Origin of the sequence: Streptomyces sp. CB01373 (assembly GCF_002803075.1) — a bacterium.
Classification (GTDB): domain Bacteria; phylum Actinomycetota; class Actinomycetes; order Streptomycetales; family Streptomycetaceae; genus Streptomyces.
The window spans coordinates 496222-520043 of the sequence record NZ_NNBK01000002.1 but is presented as its reverse complement, the minus strand read 5'-3'; the positions used below and the strand labels follow the sequence as shown (position 1 = coordinate 520043).

Annotated in this window: 22 protein-coding genes; 17 read left to right on the top strand and 5 right to left on the bottom strand. The window is 72.1% G+C overall.

Annotated elements, in window-relative coordinates:
* The 6 genes from sucB to CG719_RS04670 all read left to right on the top strand — a co-directional run.
* On the top strand, positions 1-1087 hold a 1087-nt coding region (gene sucB, locus CG719_RS04695), incomplete at its 5' end, for a 2-oxoglutarate dehydrogenase, E2 component, dihydrolipoamide succinyltransferase (protein ID WP_100567215.1).
* Positions 1088-1304: 217 nt separating this feature from the next.
* Positions 1305-1928: a GntR family transcriptional regulator gene (locus CG719_RS04690; protein ID WP_100567158.1), complete on the top strand. Its 624-nt coding sequence runs from the start codon at positions 1305-1307 to the stop codon at positions 1926-1928.
* A 259-nt stretch (positions 1929-2187) separates the two neighbouring features.
* A complete protein-coding gene (gene aceE, locus CG719_RS04685; RefSeq protein ID WP_100567157.1) occupies positions 2188-4890 on the top strand; it encodes a pyruvate dehydrogenase (acetyl-transferring), homodimeric type in 2703 nt (900 codons plus the stop codon).
* 92 nt (positions 4891-4982) lie between these two features.
* A complete protein-coding gene (locus CG719_RS04680; RefSeq protein WP_100567156.1) occupies positions 4983-5969 on the top strand; it encodes a helix-turn-helix transcriptional regulator in 987 nt (328 codons plus the stop codon).
* A gap of 57 nt (positions 5970-6026) precedes the next feature.
* Complete coding sequence (locus tag CG719_RS04675; RefSeq protein WP_199836517.1) at positions 6027-6545, top strand: DUF4240 domain-containing protein; 519 nt, start codon at positions 6027-6029, stop codon at positions 6543-6545.
* A gap of 308 nt (positions 6546-6853) precedes the next feature.
* A complete protein-coding gene (locus CG719_RS04670; protein WP_100567155.1) occupies positions 6854-8038 on the top strand; it encodes a MarP family serine protease in 1185 nt (394 codons plus the stop codon).
* Between the two features lie 75 nt (positions 8039-8113).
* Here CG719_RS04670 and CG719_RS04665 read toward each other — a convergent pair whose 3' ends face one another.
* On the bottom strand, positions 8114-8602 hold the full coding sequence (locus CG719_RS04665; protein ID WP_100567213.1) for a GNAT family N-acetyltransferase: 489 nt from the start codon (positions 8600-8602) through the stop codon (positions 8114-8116).
* A 71-nt stretch (positions 8603-8673) separates the two neighbouring features.
* Here CG719_RS04665 and CG719_RS04660 point away from each other — a divergent pair, with 71 nt between their 5' ends.
* Entirely contained in the window at positions 8674-9570 is an 897-nt protein-coding gene (locus CG719_RS04660) for a TIGR01777 family oxidoreductase (RefSeq protein WP_100567154.1), read from the top strand.
* Between the two features lie 203 nt (positions 9571-9773).
* Entirely contained in the window at positions 9774-11213 is a 1440-nt protein-coding gene (locus CG719_RS04655) for an NAD(P)/FAD-dependent oxidoreductase (protein WP_100567153.1), read from the top strand.
* A gap of 415 nt (positions 11214-11628) precedes the next feature.
* On the opposite strand, the gene CG719_RS04650 is transcribed toward CG719_RS04655, so the two are convergent.
* Entirely contained in the window at positions 11629-13122 is a 1494-nt protein-coding gene (locus CG719_RS04650; RefSeq protein WP_100567152.1) for a regulator, read from the bottom strand.
* 244 nt (positions 13123-13366) lie between these two features.
* Here CG719_RS04650 and lipB point away from each other — a divergent pair, with 244 nt between their 5' ends.
* The 4 genes from lipB (at position 13367) to CG719_RS04630 (ending at position 16516) form a co-directional block, all read left to right on the top strand.
* The gene (gene lipB, locus CG719_RS04645) at positions 13367-14164 is read left to right on the top strand and encodes a lipoyl(octanoyl) transferase LipB (RefSeq protein WP_100567151.1); all 798 of its coding nucleotides are present in this window, start codon (positions 13367-13369) and stop codon (positions 14162-14164) included.
* A 118-nt stretch (positions 14165-14282) separates the two neighbouring features.
* On the top strand, positions 14283-15248 hold the full coding sequence (gene lipA / locus CG719_RS04640; RefSeq protein ID WP_100567150.1) for a lipoyl synthase: 966 nt from the start codon (positions 14283-14285) through the stop codon (positions 15246-15248).
* 272 nt (positions 15249-15520) lie between these two features.
* Entirely contained in the window at positions 15521-15721 is a 201-nt protein-coding gene (locus CG719_RS04635; RefSeq protein WP_100567149.1) for an SCO2195 family GlnR-regulated protein, read from the top strand.
* 93 nt (positions 15722-15814) lie between these two features.
* Positions 15815-16516, top strand: a complete 702-nt coding sequence (locus CG719_RS04630) for a DUF4191 domain-containing protein (RefSeq protein WP_100567148.1) — start codon at positions 15815-15817, stop codon at positions 16514-16516.
* 111 nt (positions 16517-16627) lie between these two features.
* On the opposite strand, the gene CG719_RS04625 is transcribed toward CG719_RS04630, so the two are convergent.
* Positions 16628-17095 (bottom strand): RDD family protein, encoded by a 468-nt coding sequence (locus tag CG719_RS04625; RefSeq protein ID WP_100567212.1) that lies wholly within the window; start codon positions 17093-17095, stop codon positions 16628-16630.
* Positions 17096-17304: 209 nt separating this feature from the next.
* Between CG719_RS04625 and glnA the strand changes: the two genes are divergently transcribed.
* Positions 17305-18714: a type I glutamate--ammonia ligase gene (glnA, locus tag CG719_RS04620; RefSeq protein WP_100567147.1), complete on the top strand. Its 1410-nt coding sequence runs from the start codon at positions 17305-17307 to the stop codon at positions 18712-18714.
* Between the two features lie 143 nt (positions 18715-18857).
* Here the strand turns inward: glnA and CG719_RS04615 are convergent, their stop codons facing one another.
* Positions 18858-19223: a hypothetical protein gene (locus tag CG719_RS04615; RefSeq protein ID WP_100567146.1), complete on the bottom strand. Its 366-nt coding sequence runs from the start codon at positions 19221-19223 to the stop codon at positions 18858-18860.
* A 207-nt stretch (positions 19224-19430) separates the two neighbouring features.
* Positions 19431-19718 carry a hypothetical protein gene (locus CG719_RS04610; RefSeq protein WP_234375406.1) on the bottom strand — a complete coding sequence of 96 codons (288 nt, stop codon included), beginning with the start codon at positions 19716-19718 and terminating at the stop codon, positions 19431-19433.
* 375 nt (positions 19719-20093) lie between these two features.
* On the opposite strand from CG719_RS04610, the gene CG719_RS04605 reads away from it, so the two are divergent.
* The 4 genes from CG719_RS04605 to CG719_RS04590 all read left to right on the top strand — a co-directional run bounded on the left by CG719_RS04605 (position 20094) and on the right by CG719_RS04590 (position 23745).
* On the top strand, positions 20094-20351 hold the full coding sequence (locus CG719_RS04605; protein WP_100567144.1) for an SCO2583/SCO2584 N-terminal domain-containing protein: 258 nt from the start codon (positions 20094-20096) through the stop codon (positions 20349-20351).
* 161 nt (positions 20352-20512) lie between these two features.
* Positions 20513-21436, top strand: a complete 924-nt coding sequence (gene htpX, locus CG719_RS04600; protein ID WP_100567143.1) for a zinc metalloprotease HtpX — start codon at positions 20513-20515, stop codon at positions 21434-21436.
* A 2-nt stretch (positions 21437-21438) separates the two neighbouring features.
* The gene (pspAB, locus tag CG719_RS04595) at positions 21439-22023 is read left to right on the top strand and encodes a PspA-associated protein PspAB (protein WP_100567142.1); all 585 of its coding nucleotides are present in this window, start codon (positions 21439-21441) and stop codon (positions 22021-22023) included.
* A gap of 87 nt (positions 22024-22110) precedes the next feature.
* Positions 22111-23745: an alpha/beta fold hydrolase gene (locus CG719_RS04590; protein WP_100567141.1), complete on the top strand. Its 1635-nt coding sequence runs from the start codon at positions 22111-22113 to the stop codon at positions 23743-23745.
* Positions 23746-23822 lie beyond the last annotated feature (77 nt).

Below are 23822 nucleotides of genomic sequence, written 5' to 3'. Positions count from 1 at the left end.
GGCTCCGGCAGCCCCGGCCGCTCCGGCAGCCCCCGCCGCCCCGGCTCCGGCTCCGGCTCCGGCCGCCGCCAAGCCCGCGGCACCGGCTCCCGCGCCGGCCGCGCCCGCCCCGGTCACCCCGGCCCCGGCTGCCGCTCCGGCCGCCGCCCAGCCGACCGACGAGGGCGCGTACGTGACCCCGCTGGTGCGCAAGCTCGCCGCCGAGAACGGCGTCGACCTGGCCGCCGTCAAGGGCACCGGCGTCGGCGGACGCATCCGCAAGCAGGACGTGCTCGCCGCGGCCGAGGCCGCGAAGGCCGCCGCCCCGGCAGCGGCCGCTCCGGCCGCCGCACCCGCGAAGAAGGCCCCCGTCCTGGAGGTCTCCCCGCTGCGCGGCCAGACCGTGAAGATGCCGCGGATCCGCAAGGTCATCGGCGACAACATGGTCAAGGCGCTGCACGAGCAGGCCCAGCTGTCCTCGGTGGTCGAGGTCGACGTGACCCGCCTGATGCGCCTGCGCGCCCAGGCCAAGGACTCGTTCGCGGCACGCGAGGGCGTCAAGCTCTCCCCGATGCCGTTCTTCGTCAAGGCCGCCGCCCAGGCGCTGAAGGCCCACCCGGTCATCAACGCCAAGATCAACGAGGCCGAGGGGACCATCACCTACTTCGACACCGAGAACGTCGGTATCGCGGTGGACTCCGAGAAGGGCCTGATGACCCCGGTCATCAAGAACGCCGGTGACCTCAACGTCGCCGGTATCGCCAAGGCCACCGCCGACCTGGCGGGCAAGGTCCGGGCCAGCAAGATCACTCCGGACGAGCTGTCCGGTGCGACCTTCACCATCAGCAACACCGGTTCGCGCGGCGCGCTGTTCGACACGATCATCGTGCCGCCGGGTCAGGTCGCGATCCTCGGCATCGGCGCCACCGTCAAGCGCCCGGCCGTCATCGAGACCGAGGAGGGAACGGTCATCGGCGTCCGCGACATGACGTACCTGACCCTCTCCTACGACCACCGCCTGGTGGACGGCGCCGACGCCGCCCGCTACCTGACGGCGGTCAAGGCGATCCTGGAGGCCGGCGCGTTCGAGGTCGAGCTCGGACTCTGACCCCACCACCAGGGATCCAGCACCACGACGCCCCCGTCCGGAACCTTCCGGGCGGGGGCGTCGCGTTTGCCGTTTCTTGGCCATGACGGGGTGTAAGTCTCGTCTCACCTGCACGAAAGCGCCCGTATGCGCCCTACCGCGAGACGCCGACGGCCGTATTGTCTAAACGTCGAACGCCCCCCGGGGGCCCGTGGGTCCCCCCTTGAAGGAGCCCTCCATGACCGCGCCCGTCGTCCACTCGCTGCGCGAACAGATCCGCGAGCACATCGTGGAGGGGATCGTCAGCGGGCGCTGGAAGCCGGGCGAGCGGATCGTGGAGCGTCGGATCGCCACCGAGCTGGAGGTCAGCCAGACGCCGGTGCGGGAGGCGCTGCGCGAGCTGGAGTCGCTGCGGCTGATCGAGTCGGCGCCGAACAAGGGCGTGCGGGTGCGCAACCTGACCGCCGCCGACCTGGAGGAGAGCTACCCGGTCCGGGCCGGTCTTGAGGCCATCGCGGCGGAGCTGGCGGCCGAGCGGCTGGCGGCCGACTGCTCGGCCCTCGAACCGCACGTGGCGGCGCTCTACGAGGCCGACCTCAGGTCCGACGGCACCGGCCAGGTGCGGCACACGGTGGCCTTCCACCGCGAGCTGGTCCGCGCGGCCGGCAACTCGGTGCTGCTGCACACCTGGGAGGGCCTGGGCATCGAGGTGTTCACCGCGCTGTCGATCCGCTGGCTGGGGACGGTCCAGCAGTCGTACGCGGAGGAGCACGAGGAGCTGGTGCAGGCGTTCAAGCGGCGGGATCCGCGGATCGCCGACCTGGTCAAGTCACACGTTCTCGGCTGCGCGCCGCGACCGTGAGGCAGTCGAGCACCTGTACGCTCACCTGGGAAAACCCTTCGAAAATGCGGCACCGCGTGCCCGTTTCCAAGGCACCGGGTGCCGACTTTCTCGAAATCGAAGGGTTTTACCCGGGAAATCTTTGATCGATCATCGATCAGGGGGTTACAGTCACCGCTGGGCTTCCACCAGAGCCTCACGCCCTGTCCTGCCAAAGACCTAGGGCACCCCCGAACCCTTACCGATGAGGGAACCCCCTTCGACTGAGGAAGGCGGCGACATGACCGACCCCAACGCCATCCAGCCGAGCGAGCTCGACCAGCTCCCGGACCGCGACCCCGAGGAGACCGCCGAATGGCAGGCCTCCCTGGACGCCGTCACCCAGGCGGCCGGGCCGCACCGTGCCGCGTATCTGATGCGCCGTACGCTGGAGCGCGCCGAGGGCGCCGGCGTCGTCCTGCCCAAGCTTCTCGAGACGGACTACGTCAACTCCATCCCGACCGCCGCCGAGCCGGCCGTCACCGGTGACGAGGCCATGGAGGCCCGGATCACCGCGTGGAACCGCTGGAACGCGGCGGCGATGGTGACCCGCGGCAGCAAGTACGGCGTCGGCGGCCACATCGCCACCTTCGCCTCCGCGGCCTGGCTGTACGAGACCGGCTTCAACCACTTCTTCCACGGCAAGGAGGGCGACGGTTCCGGCGACCAGCTGTACATCCAGGGCCACGCCTCCCCGGGCATCTACGCCCGCGCCTTCCTCGACGGCCGGCTGACCGAGCAGCACCTGGACAACTTCCGCCAGGAGGCCGGCGGCAACGGCCTGCCCTCCTACCCGCACCCGCGCCGCCTGCCCTGGCTGTGGGAGTTCCCGACGGTGTCGATGGGCCTCGGCCCGATCTCCGCCATCTACCAGGCCCGGTTCAACCGCTACCTGACCAGCCGCGGCATCAAGGACGTCTCCGACTCCCACGTCTGGGCGTTCCTCGGCGACGGCGAGATGGACGAGCCGGAGTCCACCACGGCGCTGACGCTCGCCTCCCGCGAGGGCCTGGACAACCTGACCTTCGTCATCAACTGCAACCTCCAGCGCCTGGACGGCCCGGTCCGCGCCAACTTCAAGATCGTGCAGGAGCTGGAGGCCCTCTTCCGCGGCGCCGGCTGGCACGTGATCAAGACGCTGTGGGGTTCCGCCTGGGACGAGCTGTTCGCCCTTGACACCACGGGCGCGCTGGTACGCCGGCTGCGCGAGGTACCGGACGCGCAGATCCAGACGTACCAGACCCGCGACGCCGCCTACATCCGCCAGGACTTCTTCGGGGCCGACCCGGCGCTGGCCGAGATGGCGAAGCTGCTCAGCGACGACAAGATCACCGAGTGCTTCCACTTCTCCCGCGGTGGTCACGAGGCGCGCAAGGTCTTCGCCGCCTACAAGGCCGCCCTGGAGCACAAGGGCGCCCCGACGGTGATCCTCGCCCAGACGGTCAAGGGCCACACCCTCGGCACGGGCTTCGCGTCGAAGAACGCCAACCACCAGATGAAGAAGCTCTCGGTGGACGAGTTCAAGCAGATGCGCGACCTGCTGGAGCTGCCCATCGCGGACAGCGCCTTCGCCGACGGCCAGGTCCCCTACGGCCACCCCGGCGCCGACTCCCCCGAGGTGCGCTACCTCCAGGAGCGCCGCGCGGCCCTCGGCGGCCCCGCCCCGGCCCGCCGCGTCCACCCGGTCGCGCCGCTGCCCGCGCCCGCCGACAAGGCGTTCGCCGCGTTCGACAAGGGCTCCGGCTCGCAGAACGTGGCCACCACCATGGCGTTCGTCCGCCTGGTCAAGGACCTGGTCCGCGACAAGGAGACCGGCAAGCGCTGGGTGCCGATCGTCCCCGACGAGGCGCGCACCTTCGGCATGGAGTCGCTGTTCCCCTCGCTCGGCATCTACTCGCCCAAGGGCCAGACGTACGAGCCGGTCGACCGCGACCAGCTGATGTACTACAAGGAGGCCAAGAACGGCCAGATCCTCAACGAGGGGATCACCGAGGCCGGTTCCATGGCCGACTTCATCGCCGCTTCGTCGTCGTACTCGACGCACGGCGAGGCGATGATCCCGTTCTACATCTTCTACTCGATGTTCGGCTGGCAGCGCACGGCCGACCAGATGTGGCAGCTCGGCGACCAGCTCGGCCGCGGCTTCCTGGTCGGCGCCACCGCGGGCCGCACCACCCTCACTGGTGAGGGTCTGCAGCACGCCGACGGCCACTCGCCGGTCATCGCCGCGACCAACCCGGCCGCGCTGAGCTACGACCCGGCGTTCGCCTACGAGGTCGCGACCATCGTCAAGGAGGGTCTGCGCCGTATGTACGGCCAGGCCGAGCCCGGCGAGGACCAGGACGTCTTCTACTACCTGACGGTCTACAACGAGCCGCTGCCGCAGCCCGCCAAGCCGTCCGCCCCCGGCATCGACGAGGGCATCGTCAAGGGCCTGTACCGCTTCAACACGGCGGAGTCGGCGGGTCTGACGGTCCCGGCGAACGCGCCGCGGATCCAGCTACTCGGCTCCGGCACGGCGATCCACTGGGCGCTGGACGCCCAGCGGATGCTGGCCGAGGAGTGGGGCGTGGCCGCCGACGTGTGGTCCGCGACCTCCTGGGGCGAGCTGCGCCGGGACGCCATGGAGGCCGACGCGGCGCTGCTGCGCGGCGAGGAGCGGGTGCCGTACGTCCGCCGCGTGCTCCAGGGCGCCGAGGGCCCGGTCCTCGCGGTCTCCGACTACATGCGCCAGGTCCCGGACCAGATCGCGCAGTGGATCGAGCAGGACTACACCTCGCTGGGCGCCGACGGCTTCGGCCTGTCGGACACCCGCGACGCCGCCCGCCGCCACTTCGGCGTCGACGCCCAGTCGATCGTCGCCGCCGCCCTGGCCCAGCTCGCCCGGCGCGGCGAGGTGAAGGCCTCGGCGGTCAAGGAGGCCCGGGAGAAGTACGGCCTGTGAGGCACAACGCGTGAGGGCGAAGGGGTACGGCCGCGGCCGTACCCCTTCGTCGTTTCGGTGTTCGCCACTGCCGGCCCCGGCATGATGGCCGTATGCGTGCCGCTCGTCTGATCAAAATGGTGCTGCTGCTCCAGTCGCGGCCCGTCATGACCGCCGCCGAGCTCGCCCGGGAGCTGGAGGTGTCGGAGCGGACCGTCACGCGGGACGCCCAGGCGCTGTCGGAGGCGGGCGTGCCGGTGTACGCCGACCGGGGGCGGGCCGGGGGCTACCGGCTGGTCGGCGGCTACCGCACCCGGCTGACCGGCCTCGACCGCGGTGAGGCGGAGGCGCTGTTCCTCAGTGGTGTGCCGGGCGCGCTGCGGGAGATGGGACTCGAGGACGCCGCCTCGGCCGCCCGGCTGAAGGTGTCCGCTGCCTTGATGCCCTCCCTGCGCGACGCCTCCCGTACGGCGACGCAGCGCTTCCATCTGGACGCGCCCGACTGGTTCCGCGAGCCGAAGACGCCCGAGCTGCTGCCGGCGGTCGCGGAGGCGGTGTGGGACGACCTGCGGGTCACCGCGCGCTACCGGCGCGGCGAGGAGGAGACCGTACGGGAGCTGGAGCCCTACGGTCTCGTGCTCAAGGCGGGCGTGTGGTACGTGTGCGCCCGGGTCGTGGGGCCCGGCTCCTTCCGGGTGTACCGCGTGGACCGTTTCACGGCCGTCGACGCAGGCGCGGGGACGCGTTTCGAGCGGGACGACGGCTTCGAACTGCCCGCCTTCTGGGACGAGCGGGCCGCGCAGTTCGCGCGGTCCGTGCTGCGCGCGGAGGTGGTGGTGCGGCTGTCCGAGGAGGGCGTACGGCGGCTGCCGCACGCCGTGGGGCCGGTACCGGCCCGGGCGGCGCTGGAGGCCGTCGGGGCCGCGGCCGGCCGCGACGGGCGCGGGTGGGTGACGGTGACCCTGCCGGTGGAGTCCGAGGAGGTCGCCCACGAGCAGCTCACGGCGCTCGGACCGGAGGCCGAGGTGCTGGCTCCCGAGGCGCTGCGGGAGCGTTTCGCGCGCGATGCCGAGCGGCTGGCGGCGCTGTACCGGCCCTGACTGCCCCGCGCACTCCGCGTGCGTCGCCCGGCGCGAGGGCCGATGCTTGAAGCCGTGATGGACGAGACGGAGTTCTGGGAGCTGATCGACGGCAGCCGCGAGGCCGCCGAGGGTGATCCGGAGGAGCAGGCCGACCTGCTCGTCGAACGGCTGCTTGGCTGCGACCCCGAGGTCATCCTGGACTTCGCCCGTCACTTCGAGGCCCGGTACAACCGGGCCTACCGCTGGGATCTGTGGGGCGCCGCCTGGGTGCTCCTGGACGGGGCCAGCGACGACGCGTTCGACTTCTTCCGGTGCTGGCTGATCGGCCAGGGCCGGGAGGTCTTCGAGGGCGCCCTGCACGACCCGGACTCGCTCGCCGAGCTGCTGGACGACTTCGACGAGGAGGTCGACGGCGACGGCGAGGACCTCGGCTACGCGGCCGACGAGGCCTACGAGCAGCTCACCGGCACGGTCGCCCCCGACCTCGGCATCCCGCCCGCCCCGGCGGAACCGGAGGGCACCCCCGTCGACTTCGAGGACGACCGGGCGCTCGCCCTGCGCTATCCGAAGCTGTGGGACCGGTTCCGTGAATAGCCCCTCCAGGCGCCTCCGGGCCCCCGAGGCCCCGCCGTGACGCCCCCGCCCACGAGGGCGCGGCGCGGCCGTTCAGGGCGCGGGCGGCGCGGCCACGCGGCTCCGCGCACAACAGGCGTGCGCCCGCTGCCGGGCGGTTCCGGTCCGCCCGCGATGTGCGCTCTGCCACCTGGTGGAACCATCGTCCTGGTCCAGGACGTTTCTGTGGGTACACGCACACGTGGCCGGTCCCCGGATCCACGCACGCGTGGCTGATCACTGGGCCCGTCCCGTGCGTATGTGGGGATCCGAGGAGAAAGGCGGCCCGAGTGGACCTGCTCGACCTGCTGTTGGTGCTGGTGATCCTCGTCTACGCCGCGTCCGGCTACCGGCGGGGACTCGTGGCCGGCTGTGTCTCGCTGGCCGGTTTCGTCGGCGGTGCCGTCGTCGGCGTGTGGATCCTGCCGTGGGTGATGGACTTCGTCACGCGCGGGACGACCACGGCGACGGTCACCGCCGTGCTCACGGTGCTGGTGCCGGCCGTGGTGGGGCACGAGCTGGCGGGCCGTCTGGCGCTGCGGCTGCGGCGCGAGCTGGACCGCGGGCCGCTGCGGGTGGCCGACGGCATCGGCGGGGCCGCCGCGAACACCGTGGCGGTGCTGATCGTGGCCTGGGTGGCGGCGAGCGTCCTGGCCGCCTCCTCGACCCCGGTGGTGACGACGGCGATACGCGACTCGCGGCTGCTGGGCGCGGTCCAGAACGCGATGCCGGACACCACCCCGGCCTGGTTCTCGCGCGCCACCTCCGCGCTGACCGAGGCGGGCTTCCCGCAGGTCTTCAACCCCTTCGAGAACGAGCCGGCGGCGGGTGTCGCCCGGCCCACCGGGGACAGCGTCACGGAGAACGCGACGAACGCCGCCCGGTTCAGCACGGTCAAGATCGAGGGCGCCGCCGGCAACCAGGGCCGCGAGGGCAGCGGCTTCGTGTACGCGCCGGAGCGTGTGATGACCAACGCGCACGTGGTGGCGGGCATCGACGACCCGGCCGTACGCATCGGCGGCGTCGGGCGGTCGTACCGGGCACGGGTGGTGCTGTTCGACCCGCACCGGGACGTGGCCGTGCTCTACGTCCCCGGGCTGAACGCCCCCGTGCTGCGGTTCGACGACACCGCCGCGCGCGGGGACTCGGCGGTGGTCGCGGGATATCCGCAGGACGGCGACCTGAACCTCCAGGCGGCGACGGTCGCCAACCGGATCCGGGCGACGGGCCAGAACATCTACAACAGCGGCACGGTCACCCGGGAGATCTACTCCATCCGCTCCACGGTCCGCCCCGGCAACTCCGGCGGTCCGCTGCTGACCACGGACGGCCGCGTGTTCGGCGTGGTCTTCGCCCGCTCCACCTCCGACGACGAGACGGGATACGTCCTGACGGCGGACGAGGTCGCCCCGGACGCGCAGAGCGCGGCACACGCGACCGCGCCGGTGGACACGGGCCGCCTGGTCACCTCGTGAACCCGGGTACTCCCGGCTCGGGCCGCTCTGGCTCGGGCCGCACGGGCCCACGCGTTTCGGCTCAGGGCTCCCGGCTCACAGGAAGCGGCCCATGAAGACGTCGTCGACGTAGGCGCCGTCCAGGTGGAACTCCTCCGGCTGGACGCCCTCCACCACGAAGCCCTCGGACTCGTACAGCTTGCGGGCGGGGGTGTTGTGGCCCAGCACCCGCAGGGTGATGCGGCGGGCGCCCTGGCGGCGGGTCTCCTCGACGGCGGCGCGCAGCAGGGCGCGCCCCACCCCGCTGCCGCGGGCCTCCTCGGCCACGGCGAGGCCGCGGATCTGCCGGACGTGCGCGTTGGACGCCAGTTCTGTGGGGAAGCCGAGGCGGATGTATCCGACCAGCCGGCCGTCGAGTTCGGCGACCAGGTGGTCGCGCGGCCCCGACCGGTGGCTGAAGAAGGGCTCGTAGGGCCGGCACGGGGCCGGGGTGACCGCGTGCGTCGTGGACCAGGTCCGGCGGTCGAGCCGGCCCAGGCCGTCCTCGTCGTCAGGGGTGGCGTGGCGTATGACAGGTACCGGCATGGCGGTCACTCTACGGCGCGGGCCGGGCCGGTCCGCCGGGATTTCCGTGGCGGGGCGGGCAGGATGGGCGCATGGAACGTTCGCGAATCGCGGTGGCCGGCGCGTCCGGTCTGATCGGCAGTGCCCTGGTGCGGTCCCTGGTCGCGGACGGGCACGAGGTGGTGCGCCTGGTGCGCCGTTCGGCCCGCGGCGCGGACGAGGTCCGCTGGGACCCCGCCGGCCGGTACGTGGACACGGCGGGGCTCGCCGGATGCGACGCGGTGGTCAACCTGGCGGGCGCGGGCGTGGGCGACCACCGGTGGACGCGGGAGTACAAGAAGACGATCCGGGACAGCCGGGTGCTCGGCACAGCGGCGCTCGCCGAGGCCGTCGCCGCCCTGGACGCTCCTCCACGGGTGTTCGTCGGCGGCAGCGCGATCGGCTACTACGGCGACACCGGCGAGCGCGCCGTCGACGAGGAGGCGCCGCCCGGGGACGGTTTCCTGCCACAGCTGTGCGTGGAGTGGGAGCAGGCCGCGGCTCCCGCGCGGGAGGCGGGCATCCGGACGGTGTTCGCCCGCACCGGGCTGGTGGTGGCCCGCGAGGGCGGGGCGTGGGGGCGGCTGTTCCCGCTGTTCAAGGCCGGGTTGGGCGGGCGGATGGGAGACGGGCGGCAGTTCTGGTCGTTCATCGCGCTGCACGACGAGGTGGCGGCGTTGCGCCATCTGCTGGACACCGCGAGCCTGTCCGGGCCGGTCAACCTCACCGCGCCGCAGCCGCTGACGAACCGTGAGATCACCGCGGCCATGGGCCGGGTGCTGGGCCGGCCGACGCCGTTCCCGGTGCCGGCGCCGGTGCTGCGCGCGGTGCTCGGAGAGATGGCGGGCGATGTGCTGGGCAGCGCGCGGGTGGTGCCGAAGCGGCTGCTGGAGTCGGGGTTCTCGTTCGCCTTTCCGGGGATCGAGGACGCCGTCCGTGCGGCGCTGTGACGCCTGTGACCGCTCGCCGTGCCACCCTGCGACCGCGGCTACGCCACTTTGCGACCGTGTGCGACCGCTGTGCGACCGTGCCCTGTCGATGCGCGACTGTCCCTGACCGTGCGCGGCCCTAATCTCGACGCGAACTCGGGTATTCCTGACGCCGGTCGCGGGCATCACCGCCCCACCGGCCGCGCAACCTCGAGGAGGGGCACGTGCTTGAGCCCGCGTATCAGGCTGACGTCGTCGTCGTGGGAGCCGGGGTCGCCGGGCTCGCGGCAGCGCATCGACTGACCAGCGCCGGAGTGACGACCGCGGTACTGGAGGCCGCCCCTTACGTGGGCGGCCGCATGTCGACCGAGAAGGTCGACGGGTTCCGGCTCGACCGGATCGGACAGCTGCTGAACACGTCGTATCCCCAACTGGCCCTGAGCCCGGGGCTCGACGCGCTCGTGCTGCGTCCGTTCGCGCCGGGGGTCCTGCTGCACAACGACGGACGGCATTTCCGTGCGGGCGCTCCGGCGCACGGCGGTAGCGCGAGGAGCGCACTTCACGTAGTGCGCGCCCTGGCGAGCGCCCCCCGCCCGCCGGTGCCCCGGCCGTCGTCCCATGCCCGGGCGGCCGTTCCCCGGCCGTCCGCTCCCGGCTCGTCCCTCCCCCGCTCGTCCGCCGCGCCCTTCTTCGAGGGTCCGCCTCCCGGACGCCGCGGGATCGGCGCGCCGCTGCGGCTGCGTGCCGCGCTCGGCCGGATCGCCGCCACCCCGGTCGAACGGCTGCTGTCGCGACCGGAGTCGACCGCCCGGGAGGCGCTGGCCGCCCGCGGTCTGCCCGCCCGCACCGTCGACGGCTTCCTGCGGCCGCTGCTCGCGGCCCTGTTGTGCGACCCGGAGCTCACTACGTCCAGTCGCACCGCGGACCTCGCCCTGCACTCCTTCGTGAGCGGCCGGCTGTGCCTGCCGGAGGGCGGTGCCGAGGTCCTGCCGGAGCTGCTCGCGCGCACCCTGCCGCCCGGCACCGTGCACACCGGCGTACGGGTCACCTCGGTCTCCACGACCGCGGTGACCACCGCCGAGCACGGCGTGATCCGCTGCCGGGCCGTGCTGGTCGCCACCGACGCGCGCGCCGCGGCCGAACTGCTGCCCGGGTTGCGCGTGCCGGACTTCCACCCGGTGACGGTGGTCCACCACACGACCGACGAGCCTCCGGAGACGGGCGCGTACCTGCTGCTCGACGCGGACCGCGGCGGCCCGGTGGCGCACACGGCGGTGGTCAGCCGCGTCGACCCCGCCCGCGCGCCCGCCGGCCGCGCGCTGGTGTCGTCGACGGTCCTGGGCGTGCCCCCGGCCGACGTCGACACGGCGGTACGCCGCCATCTGTCCCGCCTCTACGGCACCTCCACGGCCCGCTGGGAGACGCTCGCCGTGCATGACACCCCCGAGGCCGTCCCCGCCATGCGCCCGCCGCACGATCCGCGGCGCCCGGTGCGGCTCCTTGCGGGCCTGTACGTGTGCGGCGACCACCGGGACACCAGCACCGTCCAGGGGGCGCTGCACTCGGCCCACCGGGCCGCGGCGGCCATCCTGGGCGACCTGGGCGCCGGACGCCCGATGCACCGCGCGGACCCGGCGGCAACGGCCCCCCGAGCAGCCGCCTGAGCCGACGCCCGCCCCACAAGGCCCGACGCCCCCGCGCCGGGCCTCCGTCCCAACCATCTGGATCCGGGCCGCAGCCAGCACCACCGACCCGACCCGGAGCTCAACCGGACGCCACCACCCCGTCCCGGGCCGCAGCCCGGGCACCACCGGCCCCACCCGGGACCTCAACGCGGCGCCACACCCTGCCCCTGGGCCGCAGCCAGCGTCATCAGCCCCGCCCCGGGCCGCATCCCAGCACCACCGGCTCTGCCCCAGGCCGCAGCCCAGCACCACCGGCTCTGCCCCAGGCCGCAGCCCAGCACCACTGCCACCACTCCGGACCTCAACCCGACGCCATCACCCCGCCCCGGGCCGCAGCCCAACAGCACGGCCCGCATCCCGGATCTCAACCCGGCACCACGCCCCGCCCCCGACCTCAGCCCAGCGCTGCCACCCTGTCGCGGTAGCCGCGTACCGGGGGTGCGTCCCTGTACGGCTCCAGGCGGCGTTCGAAGTCCTTGACGTACTCCACCGCCCGCACCGAGCGCATGTCGGCGGCCTGGGTCGCGGCCTCGGCGGCCAGGCGGCAGGCCTGGTCCAGGTCGCCGAGACCCAGGCGGGCGGTGGCCAGGACCACCCGGCAGAACAGCCGGCTGCGGGCGTGGGCCGGGTCGCGGAGCTGGAGGGCGCGCTCGGCGTGCTGGGCGGCGGCGCGGTACTGCTGGAGATCCCGGTGGCAGTGCCCGGACTCGTCCGCCAGCTGGGCCTCGTCGAAGCGGCCCCAGGAGGGCACCTCGTCCCCGGGCCTGGCCGCCTCCAGGGAGCGCTCGGCGCGCACCAGGGACGCCGTGCAGGCGCGCACCTCGCCCAGCACGCCGTGCCCGCGTGCCTCGGCAGCGTGCAGCAGCGCCTGCACCGCGGGCGGGGCCGAGCCGCCGAGCCCCTGCTGGGCCACCCGCGCGAGCTGCACGGCCTCCCGCCCGTGCCCGAGGTAGACGGCCTGCCGGCTCATGGTGACCAGCACATACGCGCCGTAGGCCCGGTCGCCCGCGGCCTGGGCGAGCCGCAGCGCCTGCACGAAGTAGCGCTGGGCGAGCCCGTGCGCGGCGATGTCGTACGACGTCCAGCCGGCGAGCCGGGTCAGGTCGGCGGCGGCGCCGAACAGCCGGCGGCCGGTCTGCTCGCCGTAGGTGCCCCGCAGCATCGGCTCGCACTCGTGCTCCAGGTAGCGCACGAGGGCCTGGCGGGCGTGGCCGCCGCCGTACAGGTCGTCGAGGGTGCGGAACAGCTCGCCGACCGAGCGCAGGGCGGCGATGTCGCCGCCGGTGACCTTCAGGCCCGCTGCCCGTCCGGCCGGGACGCGTTCGGTCCGGACGCGCTGCTGGGGCATGCCGGGCACCGAGGGGTCGGGCACGCCGGGGGCGGGCCGCTCCGGGCGCCCCTGGACGGGCACCCGGGCGGCCGGTGGCGCCTCGACGCGGGCCACCCGGTCGTCGGCCCGGCCGATCAGCCAGTCCCGGCTGGGCACGACGAGCCCCGCCGGGGTGAAGGCGATCCTGCGCAGCTCGGCGTGGCTGCCGCAGTCCTTGCGCCAGAGCCCGCCGACGATGTCGACGGCCTCCTCCGGGGTGGCGGCGAACTCCAGCCCCGCGTACACCGGGGCGCAGGCGTCCAGACCGAGGTCCTGCGCCGTCAGGCGGCGGCCCAGGCGCCGGGTGAAGACCTCCGCGATGAGGGCGGGCGTGGTCCCCCGCGGCTGCTGACCGCGCAGCCAGCGGGTGACCGACGTCTTGTCGTATCTCAGGTCCAGGCCGTGTTCGAGACCGAGCTGGTCGACGCGACGGGCCAGACCCGCGTTGGAGAATCCCGCTTCTGCGATGAGCGCGGCGAGCTGGCGGTTGGGAGTGCGCTGCGCGGGTCGTTCCGTCATCTGCGGTGCGGTCTCCTGCCTTTCGGGCAGCCACGCGGCCGCGTGGTGCCCGGATTGCCTGTGAGCAGCCCTTATGGCCTCATGAACGGCGCGAATGTAGCGGAGAGTGAGCAACTGACCGCAGAGTTTGACCACCATTCATCCGATCGTGTGAGGATTGCCCGCGGAGCTGACGCGTTCCGGCCGGACGTACAGTTGCGTGGGCACGTTTCGTGCCTTACGACCTTCCGGGGAGGCGTTCGCCGTGAGTGAGCTGCGGTTCGTCCGCATGGGATTCGGTGCCGAGGCCGTGGACTACGTCCAGGCCTGGGACGAGCAGCGCCGGGTGCACGCCGCCCGGTTCGCGGACGAGGTCCCCGACACCGTGCTGCTTCTGGAGCACCCCCCGGTCTACACGGCCGGCCGGCGGACCGAGGACAGCGAGCGCCCGCTCGACGGCACACCCGTCATCGACGTGGACCGCGGCGGCAAGATCACCTGGCACGGCCCCGGCCAGCTGGTCGGCTACCCCATCCAGAAGCTGCCCCGCCCGGTGGACGTGGTGGCCCACGTGCGCCGCCTGGAGGAGGCACTGATCCGCGCCTGCGCGGACTTCGGCCTGGAGACCACCCGCGTCGAGGGGCGCAGCGGCGTGTGGGTGCTCGGCGACCCGGTGGAGCAGCGGCCCTCCCTGGGCGGGCTGTCCCTGGACTTCGACCCGCGCCTGGCCGACGACGAGTTCGACCCCCGGCTGAACGGCCCGGAGTACGCCCCGTCCAACGCCGGCCAGCGCCGCGAGGACCGCAAGATCGCGGCGATCGGGATCCGGGTCGCCAAGGGCGTCACGATGCACGGCTTCGCACTGAACGTGAACCCGGACAACAAGTGGTTCGACAAGATCATTCCGTGTGGCATCCGGGACGCGGGCGTCGCCTCGCTGGCGGCCGAACTGGGCCGGGACGTCACGATCGAGGAAGTACTGCCGGTCGTCGAACGGCACCTGCAGGACGTCCTGGAGAACGCGGACCTGAAGCCGCGGGAGATCGAGCGGGCCACCGCCTGACCGTGACCTGCCGGGGGAATGATCCCTCAGGCCCGCAGGTTGGCCTCACCGACGGGGCGCAACAAGCACGGGCGTACCCTGGTGTACGCCGAAGAATCGAAGCTACAGGGAGCCGGTCGTGTCCGCAGTCGCACCCGACGGACGCAAGATGCTGCGCCTGGAGGTCCGCAACAGCCAGACCCCCATCGAGCGCAAGCCCGAGTGGATCAAGACCCGGGCGAAAATGGGTCCCGAGTACACCAAGATGCAGAACCTCGTGAAGAGCGAGGGCCTGCACACGGTCTGCCAGGAAGCCGGCTGCCCGAACATCTACGAGTGCTGGGAGGACCGCGAGGCGACCTTCCTCATCGGCGGCGACCAGTGCACCCGGCGCTGCGACTTCTGCCAGATCGACACCGGCAAGCCCGAGGCCCTGGACCGTGACGAGCCGCGCCGCGTCGGCGAGTCCGTGGTCACCATGGACCTCAACTACGCCACCATCACCGGCGTCGCCCGCGACGACCTGGAGGACGGCGGCGCCTGGCTGTACGCCGAGACCGTGCGCCAGATCCACCAGCAGACGGCGGACCGCGAGGACGGCCGTACGAAGGTCGAACTGCTCGCCCCCGACTTCAACGCCGTCCCCGAGCAGCTGGCCGAGGTCTTCGACTCCCGCCCCGAGGTCTTCGCGCACAACGTCGAGACGGTGCCCCGGATCTTCAAGCGGATCCGCCCCGGCTTCCGCTACGAGCGCTCCCTGAAGGTCATCACCGAGGCCCGCGACTTCGGCCTGGTGACCAAATCCAACCTCATCCTCGGCATGGGCGAGACCCGCGAGGAGGTGGTCGAGGCACTCAAGCAGCTCCACGACGCGGGCTGCGAGCTGGTCACCATCACGCAGTACCTGCGCCCCTCGGTGCGCCACCACCCGGTGGAGCGGTGGGTCAAGCCGCAGGAGTTCGTGGAGCTGAAGGAGGAGGCCGAGCAGATCGGCTTCTCGGGCGTGATGTCGGGTCCGCTGGTACGGTCCTCCTACCGCGCCGGCCGGCTGTACCGGATGGCCGTCGAGAAGCGGGGCACGTACATCGCCGCCCAGGCGGTCTGACAGGGCTGACCCTCCGTCACCGCTCCCGCCCCACCGGCGAGCCGAGAGTGTGTGAAATCGGGCACAAGAGCCTACTATCGAGTAGTGGCCGATACGACGCGGTCCTGACCGTCGCCGCAGATGAGCGTCACGGACAGGGCCGCGTCAGCCTTTCGGACCGCGGCCGCAAGGCTTCATCGGTGTTTGACCGTCCGGTCACGCCCTGGTAACACCAAGCAGTGACCCTGGACTCACACCCCGTACACCAAGAGCCGTCATGAGGGGGACCTCCCATGCAGGCCGTGCACGTTCGTGCCACCGCGATCCCGTCCTTCACCGTCGCACTGCGCGCGGTCGAGTCCCTGCTCATGAGCAGCGGCCAGCGCACCGCCCGCCGCAACGCCTGGAACTCCGTCCTGGAGGACCGCCGCCGGGCCAAGGACCGCGTCGAGGCGCAGCGGGTCCTCGACCAGTTCCCCGCCGTCGGCCCCTGACCGCTCCTCCCCCACCCCCTCCCACCTGCTGCCCGGTGCCCGTAAGGGCACTGCCGTCGTGGGCCGCTCCGGGAGACACGTAGACTTCGTGGCATGGCGAGGAAGGACAACGCAGCCGAGGCTGCCAACCCCGGGCGACTGAAGCAGATCGCTCTGACCTACAAGATGACCCGCAAGGCCGACAGCAAGATCGGTCTGGTACTCGCGGGTGTCTTCATCATCACCTTCGGTGTCCTTCTCGGGATCGGCTTCGCGATCGGCCACCCGGTCTACCTCGGCATCCTGGGCGTGCTGCTCGCCTTCCTCGCGACGGCGATCATCTTCGGACGCCGGGCCGAGACCGCCGCGTTCGGGCAGATGGAGGGCCAGCCGGGCGCCGCCGCGGCGGTCCTGGACAACGTGGGCCGCGGCTGGACCACCACCCCGGCGGTGGCCATGAACCGCAGCCAGGACGTGGTGCACCGCGCGGTCGGCAAGGCCGGCATCGTGCTGGTCGCCGAGGGCAACCCGAACCGGGTGAAGTCCCTGCTCGCCGCCGAGAAGAAGAAGATGAACCGGATCGTCGTGGACGTCCCGGTGCACGACGTGATCGTGGGCGACAGCGAGGGCCAGGTCCCGCTGAAGAAGCTGCGCACGACCCTGCTGAAGTTCCCGCGCGTGCTGACCGGCCCGCAGGTCACCTCCACCAACGATCGGCTGCGCGCCCTCGGCGACCTGATGAGCAACATGCCGGTGCCGAAGGGTCCGATGCCCAAGGGCATGCGGATGCCGAAGGGCGGCCCGAAGGCCCGCTGACACCGCTCAGACACCTCCTACGACGATGGGGGCGCCCGGAGACCACTCCGGGCGCCCCCATCGTCGTAAGGAACACCTCTCGGCGTACGACGCCTCGTCGTACGCGTGCTTCTAGATGCGGACCTCCACCGTGCCCGCCAGCCGGTCGTGCAGGCCGCGGCCGTCGCGGTCCCAGATCAGGGCGGGAACGGCCAGGCACAGCAGGACCGTGCGCAGCAGGGCGCGCAGTGGCTGGACGCGGCCGGTGGCCAGGGCGACCACGCGCAGGCCGAACAGGCGCTTGCCGGGCGTGAACCCGATCGTGCCGACGGTGAGGACGCCCAGCGCCAGGAAGATGAGCAGCGCCCAGTTGCTGGTGGCCTGGTGATAGCCGTGCGTGATCAGGCCGTAGGCGATCCACAGGCACAGCGCCCAGTCGACGGCCAGGGCGCCGAGCCGCCGTCCCGGACCTGCGATCGAACCGGCTCCCTGCTCCGGCAGCCCCAGCTGCTGACCGCGGTGGCCGAAGTCCGCGCCGGCGTCCTCCATGGCCGCGCGCGGGCCGGACAGCCATGATCCCATTGCTTGCCTGTTGTCCACCCGACCACCGTACTGCGACGCTGGAATCAGGGGGGTCGGCGGGGTGTCCGCGACCGTGACCGCCACCCGAGCCGGTTAACTTCAGCGAAACAAATGGGTCACGCCCGGGAAATCACCCGTCCCTAGGGTCGAGCTCAGCGTGTGCCACCGCACCGGCCGCACCAACGATCTACCACCCCGGCGGGACGGTCGGGAGTAGGAGGAGCTGGATGTTCCAGAACGCCGACGAGGCCAAGAAGTACATCGCGGACGAGGACGTCAAGTTCATCGACGTGCGGTTCTGCGACCTGCCGGGCGTCATGCAGCACTTCACGTTGCCCGCCGAGGCGTTCGACCCCGACGAGGAGCAGGCGTTCGACGGGTCCTCGATCCGCGGCTTCCAGGCCATCCACGAGTCCGACATGTCCCTGCGTGCCGACCTGTCCACCGCGCGGGTGGACCCGTTCCGCCGGGACAAGACCCTCAACATCAACTTCTTCATCCACGACCCGATCACCGGTGAGCAGTACTCCCGTGACCCGCGGAACGTGGCGAGGAAGGCCGAGGCGTACCTGGCGTCCACCGGGATCGCCGACACCGCGTTCTTCGGCCCCGAGGCGGAGTTCTACGTCTTCGACAACGTCCGGTTCCGGACCGCCGAGAACGAGTCCTTCTACCACATCGACTCCGAGGCGGGCGCCTGGAACACCGGCGCGCTGGAGAACAACCGCGGCTACAAGGTCCGCTACAAGGGCGGCTACTTCCCGGTCCCGCCGGTCGACCACTTCGCCGACCTGCGTGCCGAGATCTCCCTGGAGCTGGCGAAGAGCGGTCTGCAGGTCGAGCGCCAGCACCACGAGGTGGGCACCGCCGGCCAGGCCGAGATCAACTACAGGTTCAACACGCTGCTCGCCGCCGCCGACGACCTCCAGCTCTTCAAGTACATCGTGAAGAACGTCGCCTGGCGCAACGGCAAGACGGCGACCTTCATGCCGAAGCCGATCTTCGGTGACAACGGCTCGGGCATGCACGTGCACCAGTCGCTGTGGAGCGGTGGCGAGCCGCTGTTCTACGACGAGGCCGGCTACGCGGGCCTGTCGGACACCGCCCGCTACTACATCGGCGGCATCCTCAGGCACGCCCCGGCGCTGCTCGCGTTCACCAACCCGACGGTGAACTCGTACCACCGCCTGGTGCCGGGCTTCGAGGCCCCGGTGAACCTGGTGTACTCGCAGCGCAACCGCTCCGCCGCGATGCGCATCCCGATCACCGGCTCGAACCCGAAGGCCAAGCGCGTGGAGTTCCGCGCGCCGGACGCCTCCGGCAACCCGTACCTGGCCTTCGCGTCGCTGCTGCTGGCCGGCCTGGACGGCATCAAGAACAAGATCGAGCCGGCCGAGCCGATCGACAAGGACCTGTACGAGCTGGCGCCCGAGGAGCACGCCAACGTCGCCCAGGTCCCGACCTCGCTGGAGGCCGTCCTCCAGGCCCTGGAGGCCGACCACGAGTTCCTGCTCCAGGGCGACGTGTTCACGCCCGACCTGATCGAGACGTGGGTCGACCTCAAGCGCACGAGCGAGATCGCCCCGCTGCAGCTGCGTCCGCACCCGCACGAGTTCGAGCTGTACTTCGACGTGTGATATCGCCCCAGGTCGGAGCGGGCTTCCGCTCCCCTGGGCCGCCTGTGGGCCGTCGGCCGTGCTCTTCCTCGTCCGGAGGGGCACGGCCGACGGCCTTCTTTCAATATGCGGCGCCGGGATCAAGGACCCGGCACCCGCGTCCGTCAGCCGGTCGCGCGGATTCGGTAACTGACGGCGTCGTAGGGGAGGTTGCCCTGCCCGAGGGTGCCCGTGCGGTAGTACACGTCGCCCGTCCGGCCCGGGGCGCCGGTCGTGCAGCCCTTGTTGAAGAAGACGTCCACGGACTGGTTCGACGCGGCGAAGAAGGATCGGACCGGGGTGGTGAGTTCCTGGCACACGTCGACCTTCTCGAGGTCGAGCCGGACGGCGGTTCCGGTCTGGTCGGCCCCCGTGTAGAAGGTGATGCTGCCGAGCGTGGCGGCCTGTGCCTGGCCCGCTCCGGCCAGACACAGGGCCGCGGCGGCGGTGGCGACGGCGACCCTGCTCACACGCCGGTGGTTCGTCTTCATTCGCGTTACCTCACTTCTCATCGCATCTCAGAAATGTCAGGCAGGAAACCTGCGAGCCCGGTGGCCCGGGCTGACCCGACTCAAATTACTTGAGTGTTCAACAACAAGGAGAGAGGTAATCCAGCCAGGATCGTGAACTCCTCGAACGCCAGGGACACCGGAGGGCCGCCCCCCGGTGCCGGGGGGCGGCCCTTGGTCGTGGTGCCGTCAGCGGACCACGACCACCACCGGGCCACCGCCGAAGCCGTAGCCGCCGTAGCCGCCGTAGCCGCCGTAGCCGCCGAAACCGCCGTAGCCGGGGCCGAAGAAGCCGCCGCGGCCGAAACCGCCGCCGCACCAGCGGGACCACCAACCGCAGCCCCAGCCGCCGCCGTGGGTGAGGCTGGTGGAGGCGGTGGAGACATGAACCGGAGCCGCGGCCGGGGTCGCTGCCGAGGCCGTGCCCGCCGCACCGAGGGCGGTGCCGGCCGCCATCAGAACACCGACGGCGGACATTGCGAAGAGACGCCTTGCACGCTGTGCTTTCATGGGAATACCTTCCTTTCCATCCCCTCGTGCGGGTTCGGGCACGAGAAGAATGGCCGCGGCCGCAGCCGGAAAGGGTTCGGCGGCGCGGTCGTAGGTGTTGCCGCGTGGGTACAGGCGGCAGGGCCCGCGCGGTCGCGCTGTCAGCCCCGTGAGCAGGGTCTTTGGTCGACGCCGGTCCTGTTCCCGGACCGCCGCCCTCACCCATAGAGGCTAGCTTCCCGGCGGGCGCGCAGCATCTTGAGCGATCGCCTCACAGCGACGATCGCTTCACAGCGCTCACGTGGTCAGGGGATGATTCCTCGTCGGCATCAAGGACGGATAAGGACCGGAGAGGTAACGGGGATGACCGAGCACGACGACCTTGAGCGGGAGTTCGATCACCGGTGGGCGCGTGCCGCCGAGCACAAGGAGCCGTCCGCCCGCGCCCGGATGCTCGCCGCGCGCTGGAAGGACAACCCGCCGGGGCCGGTCCCGTTCCGCGCCGACCCGGACCCGGTCGCCCCGCGCCGCTCCCCGTGGATATCCACGGTCCTGGTACTCGGCTGCATCGCCGCGGTGATCGTGCTGCTCGGCTACGGCCGTACACACGGCTACCTCTGAGGCCTTTCGCCGAGTCCCGGGGCCTGCGCGCGCTCACCCCGCGCGCACACGGGGTCACAGGCGGCTTTTGCCGGTCCTGGAGCTGATCAGGACCGCTTCATGGGCATCCGCAGGTGCACACTGGATGGCGGGACGAGTGCCTGACTGCGGGGTGATGCAAGATGCAGAGCCGCTTCCGGAGCGACCGACGGCTGACCGTGCGCATGGGGGTCACGCTGTTCCTGCTCGGGTTGCTCTACGTGGCGTTCGTGGCCGTGCTGATCGTGCTGCTGAAGTCCTGGGTGCTGGTCGTGGTGATCGCGGCCTGCGTGCTCGGCGCCCAGTACTGGTTCTCCGACCGGATCGCCCTGTTCGCGATGCACGGCCAGGTGGTGGAGCGGGAGGAGTATCCCCAGCTCCACGCGGTGGTCGACCGGTTGTGCGCCATGGCGGACATGCCCAAGCCCACCGTCGCCGTGTCCAGCATGGACATGCCGAATGCATTCGCGACCGGGCGGAACCCGGACAACGCCGTGGTGTGCGTGACCACGGGACTGCTGCGGCGGCTGGAACCGGCCGAGCTCGAGGGCGTGCTCGCGCACGAGCTGTCGCACGTGGCGCACAAGGACGTCGCCGTGATCACGGTGGCCTCCTTCCTCGGGGTGGTCGCGGGCCTGGTCGTACGGTTCGCCTTCTACTCGGAGCTGTTCGGCGGGCGCGGGCGCAAGGACCAGAACACCCTTGCCCTGTTCGCCATGGTGATGGGCGTCTCGGCGGCCGTGTACGCGATCAGCTTCCTGCTGATCCGGGCGCTGTCCCGGTACCGGGAGCTGGCCGCGGACCGGGCGGCGGCGCTGCTGACCGGCCGGCCCTCGGCGCTGGCCTCCGCGCTCACCAAGGTGACCGGCGACATCGGCCGGATCCCGTCCGAGGACCTGCGCACCGCGCAGGCCTTCAACGCCTTCTACTTCACTCCGGCGCTGGGCGCCGAGCCCGGCATCTCCCGGCTGTTCTCCACCCACCCGACCCTGGAACGGCGGCTGGAGGAGCTGGCGCGGATCTCCGCCGAGCTGGGTGAGGCCGCGACGCCGGGGAAGGCGGGCTGAGGATGGGGCTCCTGGACATTCTGCTCGGCCGCACCAAACCCGCCCTGCCCGACCTGGACCAGCTCTTCGGGCTGCCGTCGGCGGCCCTGACCCTGGAGGCGGCGGCCGGCTTCACCCCGACCGGGCAGGGCGCGGTGTGCTTCGCCACGGTCGAGGGTGCCGCCTTCGAGCAGACGCACCGCGAGGTCCAGGCCCTGCTGGACGCGGACGCCGACCGCGAAGGGCCGCCCGTCGAGCTGTCCCAGGACTCCTACGGCTACTCCTGGCTGGTCTCCCGCCGCAGCCCGGACCAGCTCCCGGATCTGGTCAACGATCTGCACGCGGTGAACAGCGCCATGGAGGTCAACGGCTTCGGCCCGCAGCTCCTGTGCTCCCTGGCCGGCTTCCACGACGACGCCGACCGGCGGCTGGCGCTGGTGTACCTCTACAAACGGGGCACCTTCTACCCGTTCGCGCCACTGGCCGGCCAGGCGCAGCGGCGCGACAACCCGCTGGAACTCCGGGTGAAGGCGGCCCTGGCCGACGACCTGCGCATCGAACAGGACCTGAGCCGCTGGTTCCCGGTGTGGGGCGCCCCCGGCCTGTGACCGCGGCCCCGGCGCAGGAGCGGTGCCCGCTGCTCCGGTGTGGCCGGATGGCCACGATCCGTGCGGGCGCCGTGAGTGAATGGCGGGATGAGCGAGCTCTCCTCCTTCGGCCACGACCACGACGGCGAACGGCTCAGCGGCGTGTACGGCGGCGACGGCGGCGCGGACCTGCCCACCGTCGTGCTGCTGCACGGTGCGGGCAACGGCGATGCGCGGCGGCTGCTAACGCTGCTCGCCGAGTTCGTCGCCCGTGGCTGCCGCGGTGTCGCGTTCGACTTCTCGGGGCACGGGGAGAGCACCGGCGCGCTGCGGGAGTTGAGCCTGCGCCGGCGCTTCGAGCAGGCGGTTGCCGTGATCGACGCCCAGGTGCCGGCGGGCGGTCCGCTGATCCTGGTCGGGTTCAGCATGAGCGGCCAGACCGTGGCCGACCTGGCCCGGCACTACGGGGAGCGGGTGGTGGCGCTCGGCCTGTGCGCGCCGGCCGTCTACGCCGACGAGGCCTGGGACGTGCCGTTCGGCACGGGGAACGGACGGTTCAGCGAGATCATCCGCCGGCCCGGCGGCTGGCGTGCGGCCTCCGCACTCGACGTACTGCGCGCCTACGAGGGCCGGGCGGTGCTCGCCGTGCCCGGCACGGACACCGTCATCCCGCCGCCCGTCACCGAGGCCGTCCAGGACGCGCTGAGCACCCGCGCCCAGTTCACCCGGCTCGAACTCCCCGACGCCGGGCACAAGCTGGGGCTGTGGCTCCGCGACCACGCCGGCGACCGGCGGGACTTCGTGGACGCGGTGCTGACGGGGCTGGGCGAGGGCGGCTGGACGGCGACGAAGGCGTGGGTGGCCAAGCAACTGCCGCAGGACCGCACCGTACGCGGCACCACCCTGCTGCGCGGCGGTTCGAGCTCGCAGATGCGCGCGCTCGCCCTCGACGACGGCACCGGCCTGGTGCTGCGGACCTTCGTCAAGCCCTTCTTCCGGCGCCACGCGCCCGGACTGCTCACCCGCGAGGCCGCCGTCCTGGGCCTGCTGGCCGGCCAGGACGGCATCCCGGCACCGGCGCCCGTCGCCGTCGACGCCGACGCGGAGCACTGCGACCACCCCTCTCTGCTGATGTCGCGGCTCGCGGGCCGGGTGCGGGTCGACCACGAGGACCTGGCCGCGCGGCTGGACCTGCTGGCGGCGCAGCTCGTACGGATCCACGGTGTCGTGCCGGACGAACGCCCGCGGCGGTACCAGGCGTGGACGTCACCGGAGCGGGTGCGTGCCCGGCCGGGTGCGCTGTGGGAGCGCGCGGTGGACGTGCTCCGCCGTGAGCCTCCGGAGTACGAGGGCTGCTTCCTGCACCGCGACTTCCACCCCGGGAACGTGCTGTTCACCGGAGCGGGCGACGATCTGCGGATCAGCGGTGTCGTCGACTGGGTGGAGACCTCGTGGGGTCCCGCCGACCTCGACGTGGCGCACTGCTCGACGGCTCTCGCGCTGCTGCACGGCCCCGAACACGGCCTGGGTTTCCGGGACCGCTACGAGGCCCACGGCGGACGTCCGCTCGCCGACGGCCCGGACCACCTGTACTGGCGGATGCTCGACGCCCTCCATTACGCCCCCGACGCGGCCGGACTCGCCGGTCCGTGGCGCGAACTCGGGCGGACCGACCTCACCGCGGAGGTACTGGGAGACCGGCTGCAGGCATACGTGGACGGGCTGATGGAACGGTACGGCTGAGGCCGCTTCGGCGCCGGCGGGACGGAGCCGGTGTCAGTGGTGTCGGGGAGGATGCGGTCAGGCGTGACTACGGGCGG